We start from the raw sequence: 23,800 nt of genomic DNA on the forward strand, positions 1-23,800 counted from the left end.
GTCTATCGAGGGGCTCTAAAATGGTGAGTACACTGTGAAACGAAGTAGAACGGAAGCAGGTATTGGCGTAGTGAGCGTGAATAATTCAGCGATGGCATCTGGCAACTGGGAGGCACCAACTCTGAGTGGAGCCGCAGGTACCTCAGCTCTGGTGGAGATTCCGGGATCTAAGTCCCTGACCAATCGCTATCTACTTCTAGCCGCTCTAGCTGAAACCCCTTCCTTGATTCACGCGCCCCTGCATTCTCGGGATTCTCAGCTCATGGTCCAAGCTCTTACCCAGCTTGGTGCCAGATTCGAAGAGATTCCAACAAACTCCCCTTTTGGGCCTGATCTTAGGGTTCACCCCATTGATTTTTCGGCTCCTGAACGCTCGGTTTCAATTGATGTTGGTCTGGCAGGAACCGTGATGCGGTTCGTTCCACCGGTTGCGGCTCTGCTTTCAGGCTCTTTTGCTTTCGATGGGGACCCCCATGCCCGTCAGCGTCCTATGGGCCCCGTTATCGATTCGCTTCGTGCCCTGGGTGTCCAGGTGGAAGATGCCGGTTTAGGTGCACTTCCTTTTACCGTTGTCAGTGATGGTTCGATTGTTGCCAGCGAGCTAGAAATCGATGCTTCCGCTTCATCTCAGTTTGCTTCAGCCGTCCTGCTAGCTGCCTGCCGTTTTGAAAACGGCCTGACTCTTCGCCATATAGGCTCACCTATTCCTTCCATGCCGCACGTCGAAATGACTCTCGAGACCATGCGCCAGGTGGGCATTGACGTTTCTTACGATGGCCAGAACACCTGGCAGGTTGCAGCCTCCCGGTTCCCTGGCTTTGAGGTGACGATAGAACCCGACCTCTCAAATGCTGGCCCCTTCCTGGCAGCTGCCGTAGTCACCGGTAATACCGTTGTCATTCCCCGCTGGCCGCAAGAAACAACTCAGGGCGGTAATCACTGGCTTGAGATTCTCCCGGCCTTCGGTGCCGCTGTAACCCTTGCGGATAGTGAGCTAACCGTAACTGGCCCTGCTGCGGGAGCCTCCTCCCAGTACCCCGGCCTGACACGGGATTTATCAGAAGCCGGCGAATTAGCGCCGACCGTTGCCGCTATCTGCGCCCTAGCCAGCACCCCCAGCGTCCTTTCGGGTATTGCCCACCTTCGAGGCCACGAGACAGATCGGTTAGCCGCTCTTACCCAAGAGATTAATAGGCTTGGCGGTCAGGCTCAAGAAACTGCTGACGGCATTCGCATTGAGGCACCGGTGCAGCACGGTGATTTCTTCAGAACCTACGATGACCACCGTATGGCGACTGCAGCAGCCGTTATCGGGCTGCAGGTTCCCGGCGTCGTGGTGGAAAATGTAGAGACCACAGCCAAGACCCTACCGGGGTTTACCGGTTTATGGCAGAACATGCTGGACCAGTGGAAGGAGGCTCAGTAATGCGCCGTCACTGGGATGAAAGCGATGTCAAGATTCGCCCCAACAAAAAAGGCTCACGCCCCCGTACCAAGGATCGCCCTGCCTATAAAGAGGCCACCATTGGCAGAATTATTACCGTGGACCGGGGCCGCTACACAGCGGTAGTAGATGAAGGAACCGATCAGGAACGCGCAGTCACAGCAGTCCGCGCTAAGGAACTGCGCCGCTCCCCCATCGTTGCTGGAGACAAGGTGGGGCTTGTAGGCGATATCAGCGGCAAACCCGATACACTGGCCCGTCTCATCCGCATCGAAGAACGCGCCAACCTCCTTCGCCGAAGTGCCGACGATACCGATCCGGTCGAGCGTGTTGTAGTTGCCAACGCTGACTACCTAGTTATCGTGGTAGCCGCCGAAAACCCTGAACCGCGCACAGGGTTCATCGACCGGTCCCTGGTAGCTGCCTTTGATGCCGGTCTTAAGCCCATTCTCTGTATCACCAAAACCGATCTTAAGCACCCCCAGTGGTTGCTGGATTACTACCGGGATGTTGACCTGACCATCCTGCTCTCCAAGGCAGCGGACGGCAGGGCACCCAGTGAACAGGGCTCCGAGGGGCTAGATGTGTCTCTGGTTGAACAGCTCCACACCATTTTGGACGGGTCAGTCTCGGTGCTTCTGGGCCACTCAGGTGTGGGTAAATCAACCCTCGTCAATGCGCTGACCGGCGCTGAGCGAGCCACGGGGCACGTCAACGCGGTGACGGGTAGAGGCCGGCATACGTCCTCTTCAGCTCTGGCTCTGCAGCCCCGAGACAGTAAAGCCGGTACCTGGATTATTGATACCCCCGGAATCCGTTCCTTCGGGCTGGCTCACGTACCCGTTGAAAACCTGGTATCAGCTTTTACCGACCTAGCTCCCGGCGCGTTAGACTGCTCCAAGGGCTGTACTCACTCTCTTACCGCCCCTAACTGTGGCCTTCAAGCCTACGTGGAGGCAGGTCTCGCCGGAGAAGCCGGCACAGAACGTCTCGAATCGCTCCGCAAACTGCTACGGGTAGATGAGCAAGAAGGCGATACCGAAAAAGAACTTGGCAATTTAGAACACTAACGAGCAACTATGAATACTAACCACACCGATGACCTGCGCCTGGCGCACATTATGGCGGATACCGTTGACCGGCTGACCCTGACTAAATTCAACGCCCATGATTTTACAGTTGAGACCAAGCCAGACCTCACCCCCGTCACAGACGCTGACCGTGAAGCAGAACAGCTCATCCGCTCTCAGCTCTCACGGGTGCGCACCCGTGACTCGGTATTAGGCGAAGAATTTGGTTCCACCGGCACTTCCCCTCGTCAGTGGGTTATCGATCCTATTGACGGAACCAAAAACTTTGTACGCGGCGTCCCGGTCTGGGCTACCCTCATTGCTCTGTTGGAGCACGGCAAACCGGTGGTAGGTGTGGTTTCCGCACCGGCATTGCAACGACGCTGGTGGGCTGCAGAGGGCACGGGTGCCTATACCGGCCGCTCACTTGCCAAGGCAAAACGTATCAGCGTTTCAGCGGTTAACCGGCTAGAGGACGCTTCTTTTTCTTATTCATCGCTCAGCGGCTGGAAAGAACTGGGTCTGCGGGACAGCTTGATCGACCTTACCGATAAGGTATGGCGGACGCGTGCCTACGGTGACTTCTGGTCCTACTGCATGGTCGCTGAAGGTTCCGTTGACTTCGCTGCTGAACCAGAGCTAAACCTTCACGATATGGCTGCTCTTGTGCCCATTATCAAAGAGGCAGGCGGAACCTTCACCTCTCTAGCAGGAGTAGACGGCCCCCACGGAGGTAACGCCCTTGCCTCCAATGGAAAACTTCACCAGGACGTTCTGAACTACCTAGGAACCGAAAAAACCATTGCTTAAAGAACACTGCCGGGGCAACTTGCCCCGGCAGTTTCTTTATTAAGAATTCTCAGCGACGCATTCTGCGATTGCCTCTTCATTACCAGAATATAAGACCTCGCAGTTAGCTTGCTCGGCGACGCTCATGAACCAAGAGGTCACCAGCAGCATGCCAATAGCTAGGGGAACACAAAGAGCTCCGGCGATGATACCGCCCCAGGCCATTCCGCTTGTTCTGCCGGTGAACTGTGTTCTTTGACCGGCGGACTTTTGCCGCAGGGCTACAATTCCAAGAACTAGTGCTGTGACTGCGGGAATCATAGCCAGTAGTGCCAAGCCGCCGGCAAGAAAAACCGTCATATAGGCGGCAGCGGCGCACATGACTGACATAAATGCGGTGAAGTAAGCGCGCCCGCGCTTATCGCGGGTTACTTGGCCGTAGGGGCGGCGGTAGGCTACTGGAACACGGTAGGCTTCGGGTTCGCCGGGGGTCGAAAGATCATAGGGGGCAGCCTGTGGTGGCCCAGAGTAAGGCTGAACGCCGGGCGCTCCAGCCATGGGCGCTCTCGGTGGCTGCTGAATCTGGGTCACGGCTTCTCGCTTTCCGCTCTTGTACGTTCTCTAAGTCTCTATAGGCTAGGTTATCAGTTCACTCAAGTACCAGGTGCAAAGCCACCGTGCTCAGCGAGGTGGATAAGAAAATCTCCGCCAGTAACCCGTGACTCGGCTGATAAACTCAATCTTATGGCGTTCAAACACCCTTCTGACGACCCAGTGTTGAAAACATTTGAACTCGCTCTAACTGGCGCTAAAACCGAGGATTTGCTCAGCGTCCGATTCGATCGCACCAGCGGTGAACAGGATGCCTACGTTTCTGCATTTGCCGCAGAGGGGGCTGGTGCCGCGAGGAGTTCTGGGGCACACAAATGTGCTTCGCGGCTCGCCTTTAGGGTTGTGAGCGCTCTCAACGACGACCCGGCAGTAACCAAGGGCATGATTTTTAATACGAGGCTCAGAACATTGATTGTTTCTTCCTATCGAATGCTGGCGCACCGAGATGTTTACCCTCCCGAGATGGTCGATGAGGGCACTCGCCAACTCGTGGATGAGCTCTTGGGCGCTAATTGGCGTGTGTGGGTTCAGGAAGTCGGCGAGGCTGCTAACTAGATCCACACAGGTTTTTCTGTTCGAGGCTGTCTGCCTGTCTGTGTATTTTTCGGGCACAAAAATGCCCCCTGCCCCTATATTTCAAGGGACAGGAGGCTGTCTGTGGAGATGCGGGGAATCGAACCCCGGTCCGATATGGCGTCAACGGGTCTTCTCCGTGCGCAGTTTGTGAAAGCGGTGTTTTCGGCTACCCTGCTTGCGCAAACACTTACAGGGCCTAACCTATCCACATAAAAGTCCCGTTTACTCCTGTGAACAAAGCAAACAGCAGTGGCCTTTTAAACTGATGGTAGGAACTGAGCCAAAGGCATGCTCAGGCTACCAGACTGCATCGCTGGGTTAATTAGGCAGCGAGTGCGAAGTCAGTGCGCTTAGATTCTGCACTTATTTTTTTGCAGAGGGCGTTAACGAGATAACCCTGCGTCCTCGGCACGCTTCATCCATTTCAACTCACATCGTCGAAACCGATCATCCCCATATTCTTTTATCAAAGAACCCGAATAAAACGTTATCCAGCAGCCTCTCGAGATGTACTCGTGTGAAAATGCCAGCCCGTAATTACTCGGATATCCCAGTTTACACTTGCCCTCTACCCGTGTAAAGGTAGAAGGCAAGCGAACCGTCTGAAAGACCACCTGGGTTATTTATTGGAGGTGCTAATTCCCATCTGCTGATCGACGCACTGCTCAAATGCAACCTGATCATCAGTGTAATCAGCACATTCAAAAGCAGCACTACCTACCCAGCCAAAGAAAACGCCCATAGCGATAGCGGCGATGATGCCCAGAGTGCTGAGGACGATGCCGGTAATAGCCATGCCCTTACCGTCTGCCTGCCCCTTGTTAGCTTTTACCAGAGCCACGATACCAAGAATCAGACCAATCAGGCCAAAAGTACCACCAATAACGGTCCAGCCGCTGAGGAAGGCAAGAATACCTAGCACCAGCGCTGCAATAGCCAGGCCCTTCGGCTTAGGCTGCTGGTAAGTGTTGTAACCGTTAGCTCCGTAGGTTGGCTGCTGGTAGCCCTGTGAGTAGTCAGTGGCAGGCTGGTTGTAGCCTTGCTGCTGAGTTCCGTTGTAGGAAGGGGCATTTGTTGAATAGTCAGTTGGGGTGCTATCAGCAGCTGCCTGTGATCCAGCCTGGCTAGTTGACTCAGGCTGGCCGTCCTTGTTTCCTGCAGCAGAGTACTGCCCGGGTACGTATTCGCCGTAAGGATTTTCGTTGTTATTGCCGGTGGTCATTGTTTACTCCTTGAGTGTTTGGTTGTGTCTTAGCCAAGGTTCTTATAGCGCATAGCCCTGTGAGCTTCAAGGTTATCCTGTCGCTCACGAAGTGCTTGGCGCTTATCGTAATCGCGTTTACCGGTGACTAGCGCGATTTCTACCTTGGCTTTACCCTTCGTGAAATAAAGCTTGAGCGGCACTACTGTGTAGCCACTTTCGCGTAGTTTCTGGGCAATTCTATTAAGTTCACTGCGGTGCAACAGCAGTTTACGCCGGCGGCGGGCTGCATGGTTAGTCCATGAACCGCGGCCATACTCTGCGATATGGATATTCTCAAGCCATAGTTCATCGCCGTACATCTGGCAGAAACCATCGGTCAGGGATGCTCCACCATCTCGCAGGGATTTGACCTCTGTACCTAGGAGCACCAAGCCGGCCTCCCACGTTTCGATGATGTTGTAATTGTGCCGAGCCCGGCGGTTGGAGGCGACGGTACTATTATTTGGGTCAGCCTTAACGGGTTTTTTCTTAGCCATTCTTACTCTTCGTCTTTTCTTTCAGCTCGCGCAGCAGCTCGCCATCGTACCCCAGCATCAATAAAGCTATCCAACCCTCCGTCAAAGACGGCGCTGGGGTTGCCTTCCTCATGGTTAGTGCGTAGATCTTTAACCATCTGGTAGGGGTTTAGTACGTATGAACGCATTTGATCGCCCCAGCTTGCCTTAACATCGCCGGCGAGTTCTTTCTTCCGGGCGTCTTCTTGCTCTTTTTGGAGTAGTAAGAGCCGTGATTGAAGCACTCTTAGGGCCGCTGCCCGGTTTTGAATCTGAGACTTTTCATTTTGCATCGAGACAACTATTCCGGTGGGAATATGCGTCATGCGAACCGCTGAGTCAGTAGTGTTAACTGACTGACCACCTGGTCCAGATGACCTAAACACATCAATTTTTAACTCGTTCTCAGGGATATCTACGTGGTCAGTCTGCTCAATGAGGGGTATGACCTCAACTGCCGCAAAACTGGTCATTCGTTTCCCTTGGCTATTGAAGGGTGAGATACGAACAAGCCGGTGTGTACCAGCTTCAACAGAGAGACGTCCGAAGGCGAAGGGGGCTTTGACCTCGAAGGTCGCTGATTTGAGTCCGGCTTCTTCAGCATAGGAGGTATCCAAGATGCTAACATCGAACCCGTTGCGTTCAGCCCAGCGGGTGTACATCCGCAGTAGCATTTCAGCGAAGTCAGCTGCATCAACACCACCGGCGCCGGCGCGGATCGTAACTACAGCATCACGCTGGTCGTACTCCCCAGAGAGCAGGGTTAGTACTTCAAGCTCAGCCAGCTTGGCACGAATAGTGCCTAGCTCTTTTTCGGCATCTGCAAGTGCTTCAGCATCGCTGTCTTCTTCGCTGAGCTCAACCATGATCTCAAGGTCATCTAGCGCTTCTTCAAGTTTGAGGAGGCGGGCTAGGTCCGCTTGTTTATGAGAGAGCGATGATGTTACTTTTTGGGCGTTCTCAGGGTCATCCCAAAGCTCGGGGGCACCGGCTTGTTCTGAAAGCTCTTCAATGGCACGACGCATACCCTCGATGTCGCTTACCTCTGCGATAGAAGTGTAGGTTGATCGAAGTTCTCTGATTTCAGCTGAAAAGTCTGTGGATGCCATGGGTATTAAGCCTATCTGAAATTCATAAGCTCTGTGAGTTTCTAACCGACGTTTTACTCAAGGGCAGAAAGTAGAGCAGCGGGGAGGTTTTCCCTACTGTTGCTGGGTGGTCTGAACGCGGGCTCTACCGGTAACGGTGATGAGGACGCCATCAGGAACCACCACCGACAGCAAGGGCGGGTGGGCTGTTGAGTTCAGTACCACTACAGCAGTATTGGAATTAGAAACACCTGTAGCGGGGTTAATGACCAGATTATTAAAATCAGATGCTGCACCGCTCTCCCCGATAAAGGTTTGGACCGTTGAGTTAACCGTTGTAGGGTTGAGCCGGGCCACAGCCTCATCTGCTCCGGCAGAGCTGATGCCTTCTACCCGCTGAGCAGCAGCGCTGGCACTTTGATCGGCCAGTGCCTGAAGTCGGTGTCGTTCCAGATACACTGAGCTCACAGCCACCACCGTGGAGGCTACTAATAAAAGCACGAGGCAGAGACCCACAATGAGCAGTAGGATACTGCCCTTCTCGCTGTCTTCAGTGACTTTATTGTTAGGCTTTGTCAGCAAAGTTCTTTCTTTTAGGCGGGCTGCAGTCATTATGAGTAGAGACCTCCCCAGCTAATCGCTTGAGAAGTCATCGTTGCAATGGTTGGGGCACCTGGCCAGGGTATAAGCGGCAACTGCACTTCGATTGAGACACTGACCGTTAGGCGCTCGCCGTTGGCGCAGGTATCTTCGCACCCAAGCTGAGTGCTGACCTTGCTCGCGTCCACGCCGTAGTCACTGGCCGCCCGCTCAGCAATTGATTGGGCAGCGCCCTGACCTCTTAGGCCAGGTTGCACCTGTTGCAAATACTGAAGAGACTGCTGACTAGCATTGGAAGCTGCAAAAGCTCCAGACTGGAGAGCGAAAACGGAGATGAGAAAATACATGGTGGGTAGCATTAGCATGGTACCCAGCACTATGAACTCAATCAGAGCATTTCCACTTTCGTGATGGTCCACCGCTGCAGAGGGCAGTTCATAGGGTTGCCCCTTAGCTCCAGTAGATTCTGCGCGTTTGATCAGCCTGGCCACGTCACTGCTGAACCACGGCATGGCCGGTCACCTCCCAGGAAGTGATAAAACCAAAAGGACCTAGTAAGGGAACAGGTGCTTGAATACGTACCTCAACAGCAGGTACGCCCTGCCAGTCAGTAATTCCTGTGGTGACATCTGCTTGGTAGGAGTCCGGCAGAACACTGTATAGGAGCTCTGTAGCTCTAGCGCCACCATCTTCTGGCTGTCGATCAAGTAGCGCTCCGTACCGAGCGCCTTGCGAGGCGGCGTCCTGCACCACATTTTTTGTGAACATAGCAAACGCTATTTGTAGGACGCCCAAAAAGAGTAAGACCACCATAGCCGAAACCATGACGAACTCGGCGGTAGCGTTACCTCTTTGAAGATCCTCGCGAATCATATCTTTAGCGGCTCAGCATCGACATAGCGTTATTGAACATCCCGACAAGTGCATCTTGAGCAACCACAAGAATCGCAGCGACCAGAATTGCGGTCATCATGGTAATCATGACCCAGCCAGGTACATCCCCTCGCTCGCTGTGGTCTTCTGAGGGGTGCGGGGCAAAAAGAGCCAGCATCACTTTCAGGTAGGCTTCGTTCATAAGATTCTTCATAGTGGGGTTCCTTCTTTTCGATATAGATGTAAGTAGGTGGTCAAAAATTTAGATTGAGAAGTGAGATACCTGGGAACATCGCAAACAACACGGTGAGTGGCAAGATAAGGAAAACAACCGGTGTCATCATGCCGATTTCTTTCTTACCAGCTGTTTCCATAAGCTCTCGTTTAGCGTTATCCCTGACGTCCTGGGCTTGAGCTCGAAGGACATCAGCTAACGGCGTTCCTCTCTCGATAGCCACAATGAGACCATCTACGAATCGAGATAAAGCTGCGACGGAAGTTCTATGAGAAAAGCTCTGCAAGGCACTCAGAAGACTTTCTCCAGAACGAGTCAGGGCTAAAATCTTACGGAATTCCTTTGAAAGCTCGCCGTTTGAGCTGCGCACCACCCGTTCAAGAGAACCAATCGCTGACTCACCAGCTGTTACCGACAGTGCCATTAGTTCAGCCAGCGCAGGGAACTCGGCAAGCATTGCCTTCTCACGCTTATTGATCTGCTGAGTCAACCAGTAGTCTCTACCCAGGAAACCGCAGGCGCCAGCCAGTAGTACTAGAATCAGACCGGTTATTATTCCTACCTGTCCCCTTACCGCACCCATCACCACAAAAAACAGTGCTAGGGTCAGAGCTCCAATGCTCCACAGAACTTGCTGCACGCGGTATTCAGAGACGGTGAGTCCGCCTCCCAACTGCTCAATACGTTTCTCCAGAGAAGCGGTATCAAGGCTGCTCCTACCCAGGGTCTTGTACATTGTCTCAATGGCCGGTGCCAGCATAGCGGTAAACCCACCGTATAAACCTTCGGGTAAACTGCGAAACTCACTCACCGAATTTTTTCTTAGTTCAGCTGCCCGAAGTTGAGGGGCAATACGCTCAGAAAAGTCCTCGGTTCGGTGTACCAGCGTGCTGAGAATAATAAGCCAAAGGCCGCAGGCTAAGCTCAACGCCAAGATAACTTCGAGATTCATGCCAGCACCCGCTTTTCTTCAGGCAGCGCACCTATTCTCATCATCAGTCTGTAAGCAAAAATTGTAATGAGCAGGCCACCACCAAGAACGACGAATCCAGCCACACTGTTATAGATTTTTAGGGTGCTGGGTTGAGTCGCCATAAGGCCCAGAACTACCCATGGGGCAACACAGGCCAGGCGGGCTGCATTGACTGTCCACGATTGACGAGCCTCGAGTTCAGAGCGGGTTCTGGTATTTTCTCGAAGGAACATACTCAGCGTTCCTAATAGTCGCCCTAAATCAGTACCACCAACCTCACGCGTTACTTTAAGAGCTTCGATGATGTTATCTGCTGTAGGGTCGCTGAGCCGCGTCTTAAGACGTTCCAGTGCAGGAACAAACTCGCCACTAGCCCTATAGTCTGAAGCAAAAGCTGCGAAAGCTGGCCTGAGTGGTTCGGGGCCGCGGTGTTTGAGTTGCATCAGAGCTTCCGGAAGGGACATTCCGGCTCTGATAGCAGACCTTAGATGGTCCACCGCATCTGGCCACAGATCCCGTAACACAGCTTGTCTACGCTTTGCGCGGTAACGCACCACCGTCCGGGGTAAAAAGATTCCTATTACACCACAAATGATCGCCAGTGGAACTATGCCTGTGAGCGCCAATGCGATAATCATGAGGAAGAGAGTAGCCACTAGCGACATCGCGAAGAATAACTTAACCGATATCTTCTCAAGATCAGCTTGCCGCAACATAGTCTGCAAGCTGGATGCCTTGCGTACCTTCAAGGGCTTATTCTGGGTTTCCTGCCAAAAAGACATCCAGATAAAGAGGAACCCAACTCCCATCATCAAACCCATAATGACGCTTATCATGCTGAATCCCCGGTGTGGCTGAGAAGGGTCTCTGGGGAATAACCCGCCCTCCTAAATTTATCCTGAGAAGGTGTTTCTGAGGCAATACATACAAGGCGGCCCTCACGCTGAGTGAAGAGGGTCGAAGTCTCAATTATTCCGTTCTCGACCCTGTGACCTACAGCCACGATTTCTTCTACTCGCCGTTTACCGTGTAGGTCACGGGTACAGTGAACCACAAGATCAAAGCATGATGCTACGGTCGGAACCACGAAGCCCGATGAGATATTGTCACCGGCGAGCAAGGGCAGGGTGCAAATTTTGGTTATTGCGTCCCTGGCAGAGTTGGCATGGATTGTACACAGACCGGGTAAGCCAGAGTTGAGAGCGATGAGCATATCAAGGGATTCTGCTTCGCGGACTTCGCCGATGATGAGGCGGTCAGGCCGCATACGCAACGCTTCCTTAACAAGACGTCGCAGGGGAATTTCGCCCTGTCCCTCAAGGTTAGGTTGTCTGCATTGCATATTGACGACGTCCCTTAAGGGTATTTTGAGCTCAAAAATCTCTTCGCATGTCACAACTCGTTCCCGCATACCAATGGAGGCTGCTAAACAGTTCAGCATGGTGGTTTTACCAGCCTGCGTAGCACCCGAGACAAGAACGTTAAGACCACTAGCAATGGCAGCATCAAGAAAGCGAGCAGCCTCTGGCGAGAGTGAACCTAGCTTCACGAGATCGTTGAGACGGGTTGCTCTGGCAATGAACTTCCTGATGTTCACAGACCAGTGCTTCCTGGTGATATCGGGGATTACAACGTGCAGCCTGGACCCATCAGGCAGGGAGCTGTCGACGAAAGGGGTACTAAGGTCGAGACGGCGCCCAGAGGTTTTGAGCATTCGCTCAACCAACGCCCTAATTTGTTGATCGTCCAGAGAGACACCGGTTAGCTCAGATTCTCCTCCCCGAGCGACAAATACCTCGGTTGGTGAATTGATCCAGATTTCTTCAATATCAGGATCATCAAGAAACTTTTGGATTTCACCAAACCCACACACTCTGTCGAAAAGCACGTGGTGAAGAGGCGCAAGGTTATCGACTCTAGGAACAATCCCCCTGAGCATTCTCTGCTCGTAGGAATCGATAGCTCTGGTGATGAGTTTTCTGGCCTCATCAGGTTGGGTCAGGGGATCAATATTGCTCTGACGCACGAGGTCACGTACGTCCATCTCAAGCAGTCGTTCAGCTTCAATTACGGACACTGTCATTCCCCCTTATCCCAGCTCTCGAGCCCTCCGATACAAGCACAAACATAGCCTTGATGTGGCGAAATATCCAAACCTAGTCATCGGGCTGTGGATAACCTCCTACTTGAAGTAGCAGAACGCATCTAGCTACTAATCAGTAGCCATCCTTTGACTAGGAGGAATAGATTTAGCCTCATTTTGGGGTGACTTGGGGTGAGAGATGTACACATAGAACTGTAAATTCGTAACATATTGACACAATTTTCGACCATAGCTTCTAAAAAGGCACCCACTGAACGATATGTTCAGTGGGTGCCCTACTAGTAAGAACTAGTGGTTACTCTACATCTCTCCGCGCAGTACCTTGATAGCGTCATCGATATGCCCATCAAAACTAAGGTTGCCTTTCTCCAAAACCACACCGCGGTCACAAATCTTTGAGACCAAGTCAAGGTCGTGACTCACGACCACCAGGGTCTTGCCTTCTGCACACAGCTCTCTAATCTTGCCAATACATTTTTTCTGGAAGGGTTCATCGCCTACGGCGAGGATTTCATCCACCAAGAAAATCTCTGGATCGGTATGAACAGCCACCGCGAACGCCAATCGCAGGTACATACCTGAAGAATAAAATTTGACCTCGGTATCAATGAATTCACCAATTTCTGAGAATTCAACGATTTGGTCAAACTTAGCCTCAATCTGTTCCTTCTCCATGCCGAGAATTGCAGCGTTGAGATAGACGTTATCTCGTCCAGTGAGGTCGGGGTGGAAGCCCGCACCAACCTCGATCAGGCCAGCGATACGGCCGCGCGTCAGCACTTCTCCCCCATCAGGGTGCATTACTCCAGAGATAAGTTTGAGCAGAGTTGATTTACCAGAGCCGTTAAAGCCGAGTAGAGCTACCCGCTCCCCCTCGCGCACGTCTACCGTTACACCGTTCAGTGCATTGAACTTTTCGTTCAGGTCGCCCTTACGCCCCTTAATGAGCCAGATAAAGGCTTCCTTCATAGAGCGAGTATGGCGGAGCACAAAACGTTTAACCAGAGAGTCAACGCGAATCACCACTGCGGCGTCCGGCGAAACCGGTGGCAGGTTCATTTCTTCAATCTTCACGCTGTATCAGAGCTCCTGAGCAAAGTTGCCCTCAAGCCTACGGAAGAGTGCATCGCCAATCCACAGTGTCACCAATGAGATCAGCAGAGCTATCGGCACCCAGAAGGTCAGAAGGTTCGGAGGGATGTGAGAGGTGGGTAGAGTCAAAGCCTCGGCACTCAGCGTTGGAATCCAGAAAGCATAGTGAAACAGCTCTACAGCAACCGTAAGCGGGTTGAGCATATAAACGGTCATCACCCACGGGTAAAGGGTATCCCTCACCATGGTCCAGGAGTAGAGTACCGGCGAGAACCAGGTCGCCACCATTAGAAGCATATCTACGATGTTTTCAGAATCCCGGAAGAATACATTAGCAACACCGAAGATGAGGCCTAGCCCTGCAGAAAATAGCATGATGATAGCCATTCCCACAAAAGCAGCACCCAACTGCTTGATATCGGGGCTCCACCCAGCGAAGAAACAGGCAATCAGCAAGACCAGAATCTGCGGAACAAAATGGATGAGTGCTACCCAAATCGTTGAGACAGAAAATAGCTCGCGCGGCAGATAGATTTTCTTGATCAGAGCGCCATTTACAACCATGGCTTTAGCGCCATTACTGAAACCTTCAGAGAAGAAATTGATAACAATCATTCCTGAGAACAGGTAAATCGCGTAATTCTGCATACCTCGCTCAAGGCCCAGAAAAAGACCCATGGCGATATAGAAGACACCGAATTGAACACCGGGTTTAATGTAGGACCACAAGATGCCCAAAACAGATCCGCGATACCGAACCTGAATTTCTTTGTCGACCAGAAGCTTAAGAAGGTACCGGTTTTTGAGAACGTCCCTTAGCCCCCTGCCACGACCGGGAGGCAGCAGGGGGGAATGGGTTGAAATACTCATCGACGGAGCTCAGACTCTGTTTGCTGATCGAATGTTTCTTGCCACGCTTCGTAGGAAGCAACGCGTGCTGCAGCATCTCTATACTGCTGGCGCAAGGACGCCCACTCGCGGTAAAGACGAGCATGAAGCTTTGTTGCCCTTGCGAGGTTGGCACGCAACTGCTGGGGATCGCGCTGATACCAGAAAACTCCAGTACCTTCAGCATTGGTAACCAGCACTGAATCAAACTTAGAAACAGTCCACCAGCGGTTTTCAGAGTAATTCAACTGAATCTGAGGGTGCTTTTTAGCGAGGTCGTCCACCGGTTTAAACAGCTGACGCCCTACGGTAGAAACAGCCCAGGGAATCAGCTTCTGGTAACCGGGTGACTTGAAATTCCGCCTTCCCTTGAAGGGTGGCTTATTCGTCTTAGGCTGGGGGTAATCATCCAGATCGGTCTTAAGCTGAGCGTCCCGGAACTCTTTAACCTTGCCCCTAATAACGGGCAGGCGTTCACTCAGTGAGGGGTGAAGATGTTCAGGGCCCGATAGGAGATCCTCGATTGCCATCAAACGGCCCTCTTCGGTGTAATACTGCATAGAAAGCGCGTGCTTGACATCCAGGAAGAGGGACTCTCTGAGAACTGATCCGCCCTTATCGAAGGGTGAATGAATCAGTGCTGTAATGAGTCGGTTGCGTTCGTGGAAGTAGGCCTGCCAACCTACTGAATCATCTTTGTCCTGCCACGAGACATGCCACAGAGCAGCACCGGGGAAGGAGACGGTAGCAAATCCGGCCTCTTTCGCTCGGAGCCCGTATTCAGCGTCGTCCCACTTGAGGAATAGGGGTAGTGACAAACCAATCTGCTTAATAACCTCGGTGGGGATGAGGCACATCCACCAGCCGTTGTAATCAACATCTACACGGCGGTGCATCCAGTGGGTGCTCCGCAAGTTCATCTTTCCCAAGTCGTGTCCCAAAGACATGTCTTCGTGTGGGCGATCGTAGAAAGTGCGCCAGGGGTTAACTACCTCACCATAAGCGTGCAGAACTGAGCGGTCGTACATATCAAACATATGGCCACCCACGATGGTGGGGTTCTTGCAGTAATCGGCAAAAGTGATCATTCTCAGGATGGACTCGGGTTCAACCACAACATCGTCATCCAGGAGCAACACATAGTCACTTCCGTTATTAACCGATTCGTACATGCCTCGAGCGAAGCCGCCGGACCCGCCAAGGTTGCCCTGGTTAATAATCCGGAACTTCCCGGCTAGAGGTGCAACCACTTCTTCGAAATCAGGGTGATCTGAAACCTTTTCAGTTCCCTGATCTACGATGAGAATTTCTTTGACGCTGTCTAGGGCGTCAAGGTTCTCGCCCAGTGACCGAATGTTATCGATGCAGTACTGGACTTTGTTCATGGTGGTGATCTGGACGGTAGCTTTGCCGCCTTCATCTCCTAGGCGGGGGGTAATAGCGCCTGCCCACTCAGCCTCGACCAGAGTGACATCACTCTTGGTTGCGGAAAGGTCAAACCAGTACCAGCCGCCGTCGCCAAAGGGCGCCAGAGTTAGATTGAACTTTGAGGTCATAGCCCCCGCTACAACCGCAGCATCAACGCGCTGGATTACCCCTCGAGCGTTAGATTTATAGACAACTACCATGCCCTCGCCCTCAGTATGAACTCTAAGAGTTACAGACTGAAGTGAGGTCCAACGGCGCCAGTATGATGCAGGGAAAGCATTGAAATATGTTCCAAAAGAAACAGTTTTCCCCGCAGAGATCTGAGCTGAACGTCGACCTAGGACATCAGGTTGGTTGGCTTTGGAAAGTGCAGAATTCGTAGCTGCATTTTCTTGGGCAGCGGCGGCTGCAGCGATGGTATCAGCTGCATTGCCGTCCAGTCGTGTGGGAAGGTGCACGCCTGTAGCGTTACCACCATCAATATAAAGCGGGATAACGTCAGTTTGAACAGCTTCAGGCAAAATAACGCGTTGAAGTACGCGCTGAGGGGCCACCTCAGTTGTAGTCGTTGTGCTCATGTTTCCTTACCTTAAGCGTCGATTCCGCCGGAGGCGATCTGATGGCCCTTTTCAAAATGGGGGCGGAGCTTATTGTCAAACATCGATAGAGCCGCACCAATTGCCATGTGCATATCGAGATACTTGTAGGTGCCCAGACGCCCACCGAACAGTACATTCTGCTCACCGGCAGCCAGGTCTCGGTACTTTAGCAACATTTCGCGGTCAGCACCGGTATTGATCGGGTAATAGGGTTCATCACCCTTCTCGGCAAAACGTGAGTACTCACGGTGGATGACAGTGGCATCCTTAGTGTAGTCACGCTCGGGGTGGAAGTGACGGAACTCGTGAATACGGGTGTAGGGGTGGGTGGCATCTGGGTAATTCATCACGGAGCAACCCTGGAAATCTTCCATCTCGAGAACTTCTTCTTCAAGATCAATGGTGCGCCAGGACAAGTCGCCTTCGGCATAGTCAAAGTAGCGGTCGACAGGCCCGGTATAAATAACTGGCACCTGGCCGATTACCTTGGAGCGGGAGTACTCGTGACCTTCTTCGAAGAAGTCAGTGTTGAGGTGCACCTCAATATTAGGATGTGCTGCCATACGCTCAAGCCAGGCAGTGTAGCCGTCAACGGGCAGACCCTCATACTTGTCATTGAAGTAGCGGTTGTCATAGTTGTAGCGCACCGGTAGGCGAGAAATGATGGACGCCGGCAAATCAGCGGGGTCAGTCTGCCACTGCTTGGCAGTGTAGTGCTTGATGAACGCTTCATAGAGCGGACGTCCGATGAGGGAAATACCCTTATCGTTGAGGTTCTTCGGGTCAGTTCCTGCCAGCTCTCCCGCCTGCTCTTGGATGAGGGCCTTAGCTTCAGCCGGAGAGTACGCTGCATTGAAAAACTGATTGATGGTGCCTAGGTTAATGGGCATGGGATAAACAATGCCGTTGTGGTTGGTGTAAACACGGTGAGTGTAGTTTGTGAAACCGGTGAAACGGTTGACGTATTCCCAGACTCGCTCATTGGAGGTATGGAAGAGGTGAGCGCCGTAGCGATGTACTTCAATGCCAGTACGTTCTTCGTTCTCACTGTATGCATTGCCGCCGATGTGATGACGTCGGTCGAGTAGAGCCACCTTTAGCCCCAGCTCGGTTGCAGCCTGTTCAGCTATTGTCAGGCCAAAGAGACCTGAACCCACAACTACAAGATCAGCGTTCACTAATACTCCTTGTGTACGAATGATGCTTGGGAAAGCGTCATCTCTATAATTTGCCTCCCGTGACAGGGGAAGCTCTATGATGTGCCTACCTTCTTTGAGGTAAACAGAGTTATATCTAAAGCTACCCGAAAAGGTGGTCTATTACTCATCGATTTGGCTGAGAAGTCAGTGTGATTATTCCCCGGTCTGGGATGCTGACTAATTGTGGTGGGCTAAGCCACCGGAGAAATTATTTGGCGATCGATCACCACATGCTCAAAATCAACCGTGAAAAGTTGCATCACGGATATATGCCCTTGATAGGGCGCTTCTCCAGAAATGTAATGGACGGCATGGATATTAGATTGTTGGTTGAAAGTCCCTCGAAAACGGAGTTCACCGCTGTGCATCTGCGGTACACCGGCACTGTTTCTGGCGTCCTGCTACAAGAAAAACTACAAGAATTTTTCGGGTCAGAAAGCCATGAATGGGCCATAGCCAGCACCCCCATCAGGGAGTTATTAGTTGGGCAGCCTCCCCTACTCAACGGATCCATCGTGGAATCTTATCGGGGTAAAGGTGCTGTGGAAGGAGCATCAACGATCTACAGTGCCGAGATCATGCACGGCCCAGACTCTAGAAAAGCATTTTCCCTTTCACGAGGACGGTGGAGCATCGGCCGATATAACTGCGACATCACCCTGAATGACCCCAGTATGCACCCGATTGAAGGTTATATGAGGGTGGACCATTCAGGGGTTACCTACAGCTCAAAGCTAAACAGCCACGCTATACAGACTGAATCTCTCATCAAAATTGGCAACAGCGTGCTTAGGATAGGTGAGCCGCGAAGATTCTCCGATTCCTTCAGGGATACTGACGATGTAGAAATAGAACTCCCTGCTCCTCGCCCCAAAGCGCTGCAGGTTGCCATGATTCTCATGCCACTCATCGTAGGGCTGACGATAGCTCTCTTCACCGGTTTATGGTTGATTCTAGCTATGTCGGTAGCTTCATCAATGCTAATGGCGCTGCATATGATCTCTCACCGTGGTGAAAGCCGAAAGACCCGGAATGCTGTGTTGGAAGCAGCTGCACGTGATCTGGCCAATGTTAGACAGTTCGGTGCCCTTTCAATCGGTCAAGAAATAGTTCTAGGGCATCATCAGCGTGAAACTAAGATACGTAGTAAACAGCGAGAGCTCTCAAACCCTCCACTGATCGATGCAGCTCCCTTTATAGTTAGCATTGGGCAGGCAGCTGAACTCATGCCGACCCTTCCAGTTCATACTCAACGGTTGGCTCTTGTACATCTGTTGGCAGGGAGTAGTCACGTGAGTATTTTGGTGACGCCGGCTGATAGCAGGTCATATCACCAATTAGTACAGCCTCTGCTGGCTCACCCATCAAGCCATCTGATAAGGAGGCTTGATTCCGGGGCAACGGGAATTATTATCTGTGAAAGAAAGCCCGCCATATCACCTCAGAAGGCGATAATTTTCTCTCTCTCGAGCGACGAAGCCCCTACCTACAGCGGTGTTTGCTTGCGGGATAGAGGAGTAAATGTAGATGGCATTAGTGAATCTACCTACCGGGCTCTAGTTAGTTCCCTACCTACTCAAGCACTCAACAAGGCAGGGCATTCTATTGCTGGTTCAAGAACCAGCGACATCGAATATTTTGCCGCTCCCCCTGAGAACCCATTCCAAGACGCCGAAGACGTACATTTCTTTGCCGGAATCGAACCCGAAACCGGGGCTACGCTCACCTACGGTTTAAATACCCATGGCCCTCACTTTCTGTGTGCAGGCACCACAGGCTCCGGGAAATCACAGTTCCTACGCTCAGCGCTCTGGTCCATGGCTCTAACGGCCCCGCCCACCCGCCTAAGCTTTATCCTGATTGATTTTAAGGGCGGTGCAGGTCTTGGCCCTCTAACAACTCTACCCCACTGCGTTTCTTCCATCACTGATCTCGATATCACGCAACTCTCCCGTACATTAAAATACTTACGCGCAGATTTGAAAAAGCGGGAAAAGGCCTTCCACCAAGCCGGAGTAAGCTCCCATAAGGACTACCGTGCTTTGATCTTGGGCGCTGAAACGGATCTAGACTTTCCTGAAGTTGTGATTTGTATCGATGAGTTCAAAATGCTGGTCGACCAACACCCCATCATTATGAATGAAATTATGCGAATAGCCACCATAGGTCGTTCGCTGGGATACCATCTTTTTCTCGCTACTCAGCGTCCGCAGGGAGCCGTATCTGCTGAAATCAGAGCAAACATCGCCACGGCTTTCTGCTTGAGAGTTAGTTCCACGCAAGACTCCTACAACGTCATATCAACGGAGGACGCCGCGTCCATTCCTGCCCGCTCCCCCGGGGTTGGGTACGCAAAGGACTCCGAAAACCGCCTCATAAAATTTCAAGCACCACTCATCAACGGTTACTACGGGGCCACAGAATCCGAGGTTATTTCTATTTCAGCGGTGTGTAGCCAGGGCACCGATGATGGCCTAGGCCAAGCAGCTCAAGCTCTTACAGATAAAGAGCTAACTACCCTGTGCTCTGCTCTATCAAAGCAGCCATCTTTTGCTGAAAAGAGCTATACACCCATCGCCCCTTCTCTCAGTCCCCGGCCATACAGTGTTAGCGCTTCACCGCTCAGCCTCAACATTGGCGTTCTCGAAGTGCCTGATGCGGGTATCCAGAACCAATGGTGGTGGGAAGAAGATGACGGCTGCCTTCTTTTCCTTGCTTCACCGGTTGAACGCAATGAGCATGTCTTTACGCTGATGGAACAAGCTCTAAGTAACGGTTCGTCTGTCTTTTGTTTCTCCCCATCAGAACAATTCATTCATCGGGTGAAAACACGATTCCCAGCCTCCGCTGCCAACTGCTATGCCTACTCTATGAAAGACATCGATTTTGTGCGAGGTGCTGTAGAAACACTTATACCGACACGGTCACCAACGCTGCTAGTTTTAGATTGTTTGGATCAAATCCAAGACACTATGGCACGATACCCAGATTTTGAGACACAAATATTAGACCTTCTGTCCCCAGTGGGCCACTGCACTGTGAAAACGATATGTACGGCCTCATCCTTGCCCCGAGGCAAATTCCAGCAGCTTTTCGCTAACGTACTCTTTTCGGCCTCCTACCTTGAGACAGATCCGTTGAGGTCCCACCGCAAAGAATACAACCGACCCCATGAAGGCCAGTTTTCTGTTGAGGGCACCGCCGTTCAATCGTTGGTGGGCGACGCCGCAGAGAACGGGGTGGTATGCCTTGCGCTTCCAGACCCAGAATTTAGTCCAATAATTCAACAGGTCGATAAAAAGCTAGTACTGGGCCAACTCCCTACTCACCTGTCGCTAAAGGATGTACCTGAGCTTACTGAAAAAGATGGGTGGCGCATCGGGATAACAAGAAATGGATCCGCTGTCGGTCTGCCCAAGCTGGGTGGCAACTTTATAGCTGTTTCTGGGAAGAAAGGAGGCGGTAAAACGAATTTTCTGCGGTCCCTGATGGAAATGAACAAACAGCAATCAGCTATATTTCTACCTGGTGAAGCTGGATCAACGCTGAAGCAGTTTAAGGACGCTCTTATCAGTAGCTGTGATGGCCATAAAGATCTTCCTATCCTCTGTATTGATAATCTGCATCTTCTCAACGAAGAGATACAGAGGTTCATCCTTCAGGAAAGAGACAGTTTTTCAAAAGTTATCGTGGCCTACACCCCATGGCCCAGATGGAGTACTTCTCCTATCCTGTCTGCTCTGTCCGGAACAGAAACTGGGCTGGTATTAGCACCCACCTCGGTATCTGATCTGAGCTTTTACACAGGAGCAGCCCTACCCTGGGATCTAAAAACTGATGGCAAGGTTCCGCCTGGCAGAGGGGTGCTCATCGATCATGGAACGACCCTTGCTTTTCACGTCCCACTGAGAGCGGTGCCTAGGAAAACTGGCGAGTATGACGAAGCAATGGCTGAGTAAACATCAAGATGATAATTGCTCCACTCAGCAATACCACCGGCACACCATATAAAGGTGCGTTGCTTAGAGCAGTTTGAACTCCAATCACAACACCAAAGAATTGCCACACCAGAATGAGCGCGCGGCTAAAAGGGCGATGCTTCCAGAACGCCACCACACCGATAACCAGAGATAAGGCAATCAGTAGAAAAAATGAGCCTACGACTGATGCCCCTCTCAGATCATTCGCTGTCATCACACCGCTCACTGTAAAAAAGAGCAGAGCTAGAACCTCCAGCGCCACAAGGCTAACGGTAAGCTTTACCGCCGCAGGTAAGGGTTGCTGAGACATTATTAGCGCCTTTTCTTCTCATTCTCTAATATCACTTTTACTAGCCTAAGGGCACTTTCGTGGCAGTTCTCACTCAGAAACACCCCCAAGGTATGCCCTGTGATATTTCACTCAGCCGTTGGTGCCAATTTTCGTCACTACCCCCCTTGTCTGAAGACCCATAACGTGGGAAAGTTAGTGGAGTTCAGCTTTGGCTCCTTACTATAAGGGGCCAAATTTTATAGTTAGTTGCTGAAAACTTTTCAGCTTTAGTTATTCCGGTAACACCTAGGAGAGCATGCTAATGGATTGGCGAAGCCGTGCTGCTTGTCTTGAAAAAGACCCCGAACTCTTTTTCCCCGTAGGAAATACTGGACCAGCGCTTCTTCAAATAGAAGAAGCTAAGAACGTCTGCCGTTCTTGCACTGTGATGGATACCTGCCTCCAGTGGGCCATTGAAACTGGCCAGGATTCAGGTGTTTGGGGCGGTATGAGTGAAGACGAACGAAGGGCTATGAAGCGACGCGCAGCGCGCGCGCGGCGTGCGTCCTAAGGTCAGACCATACTGCACAGATATAGCAAAAGAAGGAGAGCTTTCAAGCTCTCCTTCTTTTCTTTAACACTGCTTTTCGAAGCCGATCGCTGCGCTTAGCCCGATAGCAAAACTTCTATAGTGACAAGCGTTCCGTGAGGTTTAACCGAGCTCCAATGGATACTGCCACCCAATTCACTTGAAACAAGTGTCTTTACAATTTGTGTGCCCAAACCTGAGGATGAATCGCCGCTTTCCAACATCAACCTGGTTTCATCGGTGAGGCCAACTCCATTATCAGCAACGCTCACCACCATAATATGATCGCCGTTGGGTTTGTAGTCGTGCGAGCAGCTTAGAGTTACCTCGCCAGTTTGTCCGGCTAAGCCGTGCTCAACAGCATTTGCCACAACCTCGTTGATAACCAGTGCCAGGGGCGTAGCAATTTGGCTGGGGAGTTTACCGAAGGACCCAACAATTCGCGTATGGACGTGCTGATCTGGAGACGCCAGCTCAGCAGCTAGGTTGAATTGCCTGCCGATGAGGTCATCGAAATTGACCTCCTGAGTCAGACCTTGAGAAAGCGCTTCATGCACCATCGCAATCGTAGAAACCCTGCGCATGGCCTGCTCTAGACCTTCCTTAGCCTCAACGCTGTTCATGCGTCGAGATTGTAAACGTAGGAGGGCTGAAACGGTCTGGAGATTATTCTTCACCCGATGATGTATCTCGCGGATTGTTGCATCCTTAGACATCATCTCAAGCTCGCGGCGGCGTAGCTCCGTCACGTCTCTACAGAGTAATAAGGCTCCGTAGCGTTCTTCGCCTAGTCGCGAGAATTGCCGTAGAGGAATCGCCCGGAAAGTAACATTTTGCCGCTTAGCCTTAATTTCAGCTCGCCAGGGCATACGACCTGTGAGCACCAAAGGTAGAGTCTCATCTGCTTTTTCACCGGCTGGAAGAAGAGACCGGGTGAGATGCAGCAGGCTCTCTCCTACCATGTCTCCGCTGAACCCTAAACGTTTATAGATAGATAGGGCGTTGGGGGACGCATAGAGTACGCTGCCATCAGTATCGAGCATGAGCAGGCCATCACTGACACGCGGATTACCGTGAGCAGTTCCTACCGGTGCCGAAAATTCTGGCCAGGCGCCCCTCGATACCATTTGTAGTAAATGGTGGGCAACGTCCCTATACACTCGTTCTGCTTGCTGCCGTTTCCTGGTTCCCAGGTTTTCTCGATGTACCGAGAGCAGTGCCACCGGACGTCCATTTCTGATGAGAGGGATAAATTCAGTATCGAGAATTATGTCTTTGATGGTGTGCTCGTCGTCAGTCCCTTTAGGCGTATGACTGTTCCAGCTGGCTACAGCCCTCTCTAAAAGACCGGCACTAAGCTGCTGCCCTACCCGGTCGGTATGAAAGACCGTGTGAGTGGTGGACGGACGAATTTGGGCTAGGCACAGAAAGCCTGCATCTGATTCAAGAGGCTGGGAAAGGAGGTGGTGATTGCCGTCGAGAACTGCTTCTGGAACCCATAGAAGGATGTCGCAGTACCCCGTATCAGCGATGATTTGCCATTCATTAGTGAGCAGATGTAGCCACTCAATATCGCCCGGACCAAAAGCTCCGCTGCGAGAGAGCGTGTCGATTAATGGCATGCTATTTCTT

23 protein-coding genes and 1 other RNA gene are annotated in these 23,800 nt (G+C 51.8%); 6 read left to right on the plus strand and 18 right to left on the minus strand.

Annotated elements, in window-relative coordinates; translation table 11 throughout:
• Window positions 1-91 precede the first annotated feature (91 nt).
• From aroA to hisN, 3 genes are read left to right on the plus strand one after another with little or no spacing between them, the layout of a single operon-like run.
• Window positions 92-1,426 carry a 3-phosphoshikimate 1-carboxyvinyltransferase gene (gene aroA, locus L6990_RS00085; protein WP_440480474.1) on the plus strand — a complete coding sequence of 445 codons (1,335 nt, stop codon included), beginning with the start codon at window positions 92-94 and terminating at the stop codon, window positions 1,424-1,426.
• Window positions 1,426-2,514 (plus strand): ribosome small subunit-dependent GTPase A, encoded by a 1,089-nt coding sequence (rsgA, locus tag L6990_RS00090; RefSeq protein ID WP_237202051.1) that lies wholly within the window; start codon window positions 1,426-1,428, stop codon window positions 2,512-2,514. The genes aroA and rsgA overlap by 1 nt, the downstream gene beginning before the upstream one ends.
• A 9-nt stretch (window positions 2,515-2,523) precedes the next feature.
• Window positions 2,524-3,324 carry a histidinol-phosphatase gene (gene hisN / locus L6990_RS00095; RefSeq protein ID WP_237202052.1) on the plus strand — a complete coding sequence of 267 codons (801 nt, stop codon included), beginning with the start codon at window positions 2,524-2,526 and terminating at the stop codon, window positions 3,322-3,324.
• A 39-nt stretch (window positions 3,325-3,363) separates the two neighbouring features.
• Here the strand turns inward: hisN and L6990_RS00100 are convergent, their stop codons facing one another.
• Window positions 3,364-3,861: a DUF4190 domain-containing protein gene (locus tag L6990_RS00100; protein ID WP_237202053.1), complete on the minus strand. Its 498-nt coding sequence runs from the start codon at window positions 3,859-3,861 to the stop codon at window positions 3,364-3,366.
• A gap of 216 nt (window positions 3,862-4,077) precedes the next feature.
• Here L6990_RS00100 and L6990_RS00105 point away from each other — a divergent pair, with 216 nt between their 5' ends.
• Window positions 4,078-4,470 (plus strand): hypothetical protein, encoded by a 393-nt coding sequence (locus tag L6990_RS00105; protein ID WP_237202054.1) that lies wholly within the window; start codon window positions 4,078-4,080, stop codon window positions 4,468-4,470.
• 100 nt (window positions 4,471-4,570) lie between these two features.
• Here L6990_RS00105 and ssrA read toward each other — a convergent pair.
• From ssrA to glf, 15 genes are all read right to left on the minus strand, one after another.
• Window positions 4,571-4,946: a transfer-messenger RNA gene (gene ssrA / locus L6990_RS00110) on the minus strand.
• Between the two features lie 164 nt (window positions 4,947-5,110).
• Window positions 5,111-5,713 carry a DUF4190 domain-containing protein gene (locus L6990_RS00115; RefSeq protein ID WP_237202055.1) on the minus strand — a complete coding sequence of 201 codons (603 nt, stop codon included), beginning with the start codon at window positions 5,711-5,713 and terminating at the stop codon, window positions 5,111-5,113.
• Window positions 5,714-5,742: 29 nt separating this feature from the next.
• Entirely contained in the window at window positions 5,743-6,231 is a 489-nt protein-coding gene (smpB, locus tag L6990_RS00120; RefSeq protein ID WP_237202056.1) for an SsrA-binding protein SmpB, read from the minus strand.
• A gap of 2 nt (window positions 6,232-6,233) precedes the next feature.
• Window positions 6,234-7,358: a peptide chain release factor 2 gene (gene prfB, locus L6990_RS00125; protein WP_237202057.1), complete on the minus strand. Its 1,125-nt coding sequence runs from the start codon at window positions 7,356-7,358 to the stop codon at window positions 6,234-6,236.
• A 93-nt stretch (window positions 7,359-7,451) separates the two neighbouring features.
• Window positions 7,452-7,919: a pilus assembly protein TadG-related protein gene (locus L6990_RS00130; RefSeq protein ID WP_237202058.1), complete on the minus strand. Its 468-nt coding sequence runs from the start codon at window positions 7,917-7,919 to the stop codon at window positions 7,452-7,454.
• Between the two features lie 29 nt (window positions 7,920-7,948).
• The gene (locus tag L6990_RS00135) at window positions 7,949-8,449 is read right to left on the minus strand and encodes a hypothetical protein (RefSeq protein WP_237202059.1); all 501 of its coding nucleotides are present in this window, start codon (window positions 8,447-8,449) and stop codon (window positions 7,949-7,951) included.
• Complete coding sequence (locus L6990_RS00140) at window positions 8,430-8,810, minus strand: TadE/TadG family type IV pilus assembly protein (protein ID WP_237202060.1); 381 nt, start codon at window positions 8,808-8,810, stop codon at window positions 8,430-8,432. The genes L6990_RS00135 and L6990_RS00140 overlap by 20 nt, the downstream gene beginning before the upstream one ends.
• 4 nt (window positions 8,811-8,814) lie before the next feature.
• Window positions 8,815-9,024 (minus strand): hypothetical protein, encoded by a 210-nt coding sequence (locus tag L6990_RS00145; protein WP_237202436.1) that lies wholly within the window; start codon window positions 9,022-9,024, stop codon window positions 8,815-8,817.
• 40 nt (window positions 9,025-9,064) lie between these two features.
• Window positions 9,065-9,997, minus strand: a complete 933-nt coding sequence (locus tag L6990_RS00150; RefSeq protein WP_237202061.1) for a type II secretion system F family protein — start codon at window positions 9,995-9,997, stop codon at window positions 9,065-9,067.
• Window positions 9,994-10,851 (minus strand): type II secretion system F family protein, encoded by an 858-nt coding sequence (locus tag L6990_RS00155; RefSeq protein WP_440480475.1) that lies wholly within the window; start codon window positions 10,849-10,851, stop codon window positions 9,994-9,996. Before L6990_RS00155 ends, L6990_RS00150 begins: the two co-directional genes overlap by 4 nt.
• The gene (locus tag L6990_RS00160; RefSeq protein WP_237202415.1) at window positions 10,851-12,086 is read right to left on the minus strand and encodes a CpaF family protein; all 1,236 of its coding nucleotides are present in this window, start codon (window positions 12,084-12,086) and stop codon (window positions 10,851-10,853) included. Before L6990_RS00160 ends, L6990_RS00155 begins: the two co-directional genes overlap by 1 nt.
• A 336-nt stretch (window positions 12,087-12,422) precedes the next feature.
• On the minus strand, window positions 12,423-13,181 hold the full coding sequence (locus L6990_RS00165) for an ABC transporter ATP-binding protein (protein WP_440480476.1): 759 nt from the start codon (window positions 13,179-13,181) through the stop codon (window positions 12,423-12,425).
• A gap of 21 nt (window positions 13,182-13,202) precedes the next feature.
• Complete coding sequence (locus L6990_RS00170) at window positions 13,203-14,084, minus strand: ABC transporter permease (protein WP_237202064.1); 882 nt, start codon at window positions 14,082-14,084, stop codon at window positions 13,203-13,205.
• The gene (locus tag L6990_RS00175; protein ID WP_237202065.1) at window positions 14,081-16,108 is read right to left on the minus strand and encodes a glycosyltransferase; all 2,028 of its coding nucleotides are present in this window, start codon (window positions 16,106-16,108) and stop codon (window positions 14,081-14,083) included. The genes L6990_RS00170 and L6990_RS00175 overlap by 4 nt, the downstream gene beginning before the upstream one ends.
• An 11-nt stretch (window positions 16,109-16,119) precedes the next feature.
• A complete protein-coding gene (glf, locus tag L6990_RS00180) occupies window positions 16,120-17,307 on the minus strand; it encodes a UDP-galactopyranose mutase (protein WP_237202066.1) in 1,188 nt (395 codons plus the stop codon).
• 233 nt (window positions 17,308-17,540) lie between these two features.
• On the opposite strand from glf, the gene L6990_RS00185 reads away from it, so the two are divergent.
• On the plus strand, window positions 17,541-21,287 hold the full coding sequence (locus tag L6990_RS00185; protein WP_237202067.1) for an FtsK/SpoIIIE domain-containing protein: 3,747 nt from the start codon (window positions 17,541-17,543) through the stop codon (window positions 21,285-21,287).
• On the opposite strand, the gene L6990_RS00190 is transcribed toward L6990_RS00185, so the two are convergent.
• Entirely contained in the window at window positions 21,247-21,618 is a 372-nt protein-coding gene (locus L6990_RS00190) for a hypothetical protein (RefSeq protein WP_237202068.1), read from the minus strand. The genes L6990_RS00185 and L6990_RS00190 overlap by 41 nt on opposite strands.
• Window positions 21,619-21,901: 283 nt before the next feature.
• On the opposite strand from L6990_RS00190, the gene L6990_RS00195 reads away from it, so the two are divergent.
• Complete coding sequence (locus L6990_RS00195; protein ID WP_135013289.1) at window positions 21,902-22,150, plus strand: WhiB family transcriptional regulator; 249 nt, start codon at window positions 21,902-21,904, stop codon at window positions 22,148-22,150.
• Between the two features lie 95 nt (window positions 22,151-22,245).
• On the opposite strand, the gene L6990_RS00200 is transcribed toward L6990_RS00195, so the two are convergent.
• A complete protein-coding gene (locus tag L6990_RS00200; protein WP_237202069.1) occupies window positions 22,246-23,790 on the minus strand; it encodes a sensor histidine kinase in 1,545 nt (514 codons plus the stop codon).
• Window positions 23,791-23,800 lie beyond the last annotated feature (10 nt).

It is taken from the genome of Rothia endophytica (genome assembly GCF_928381505.1).
Classification (GTDB): Bacteria; Actinomycetota; Actinomycetes; order Actinomycetales; family Micrococcaceae; genus Rothia; species Rothia endophytica_A.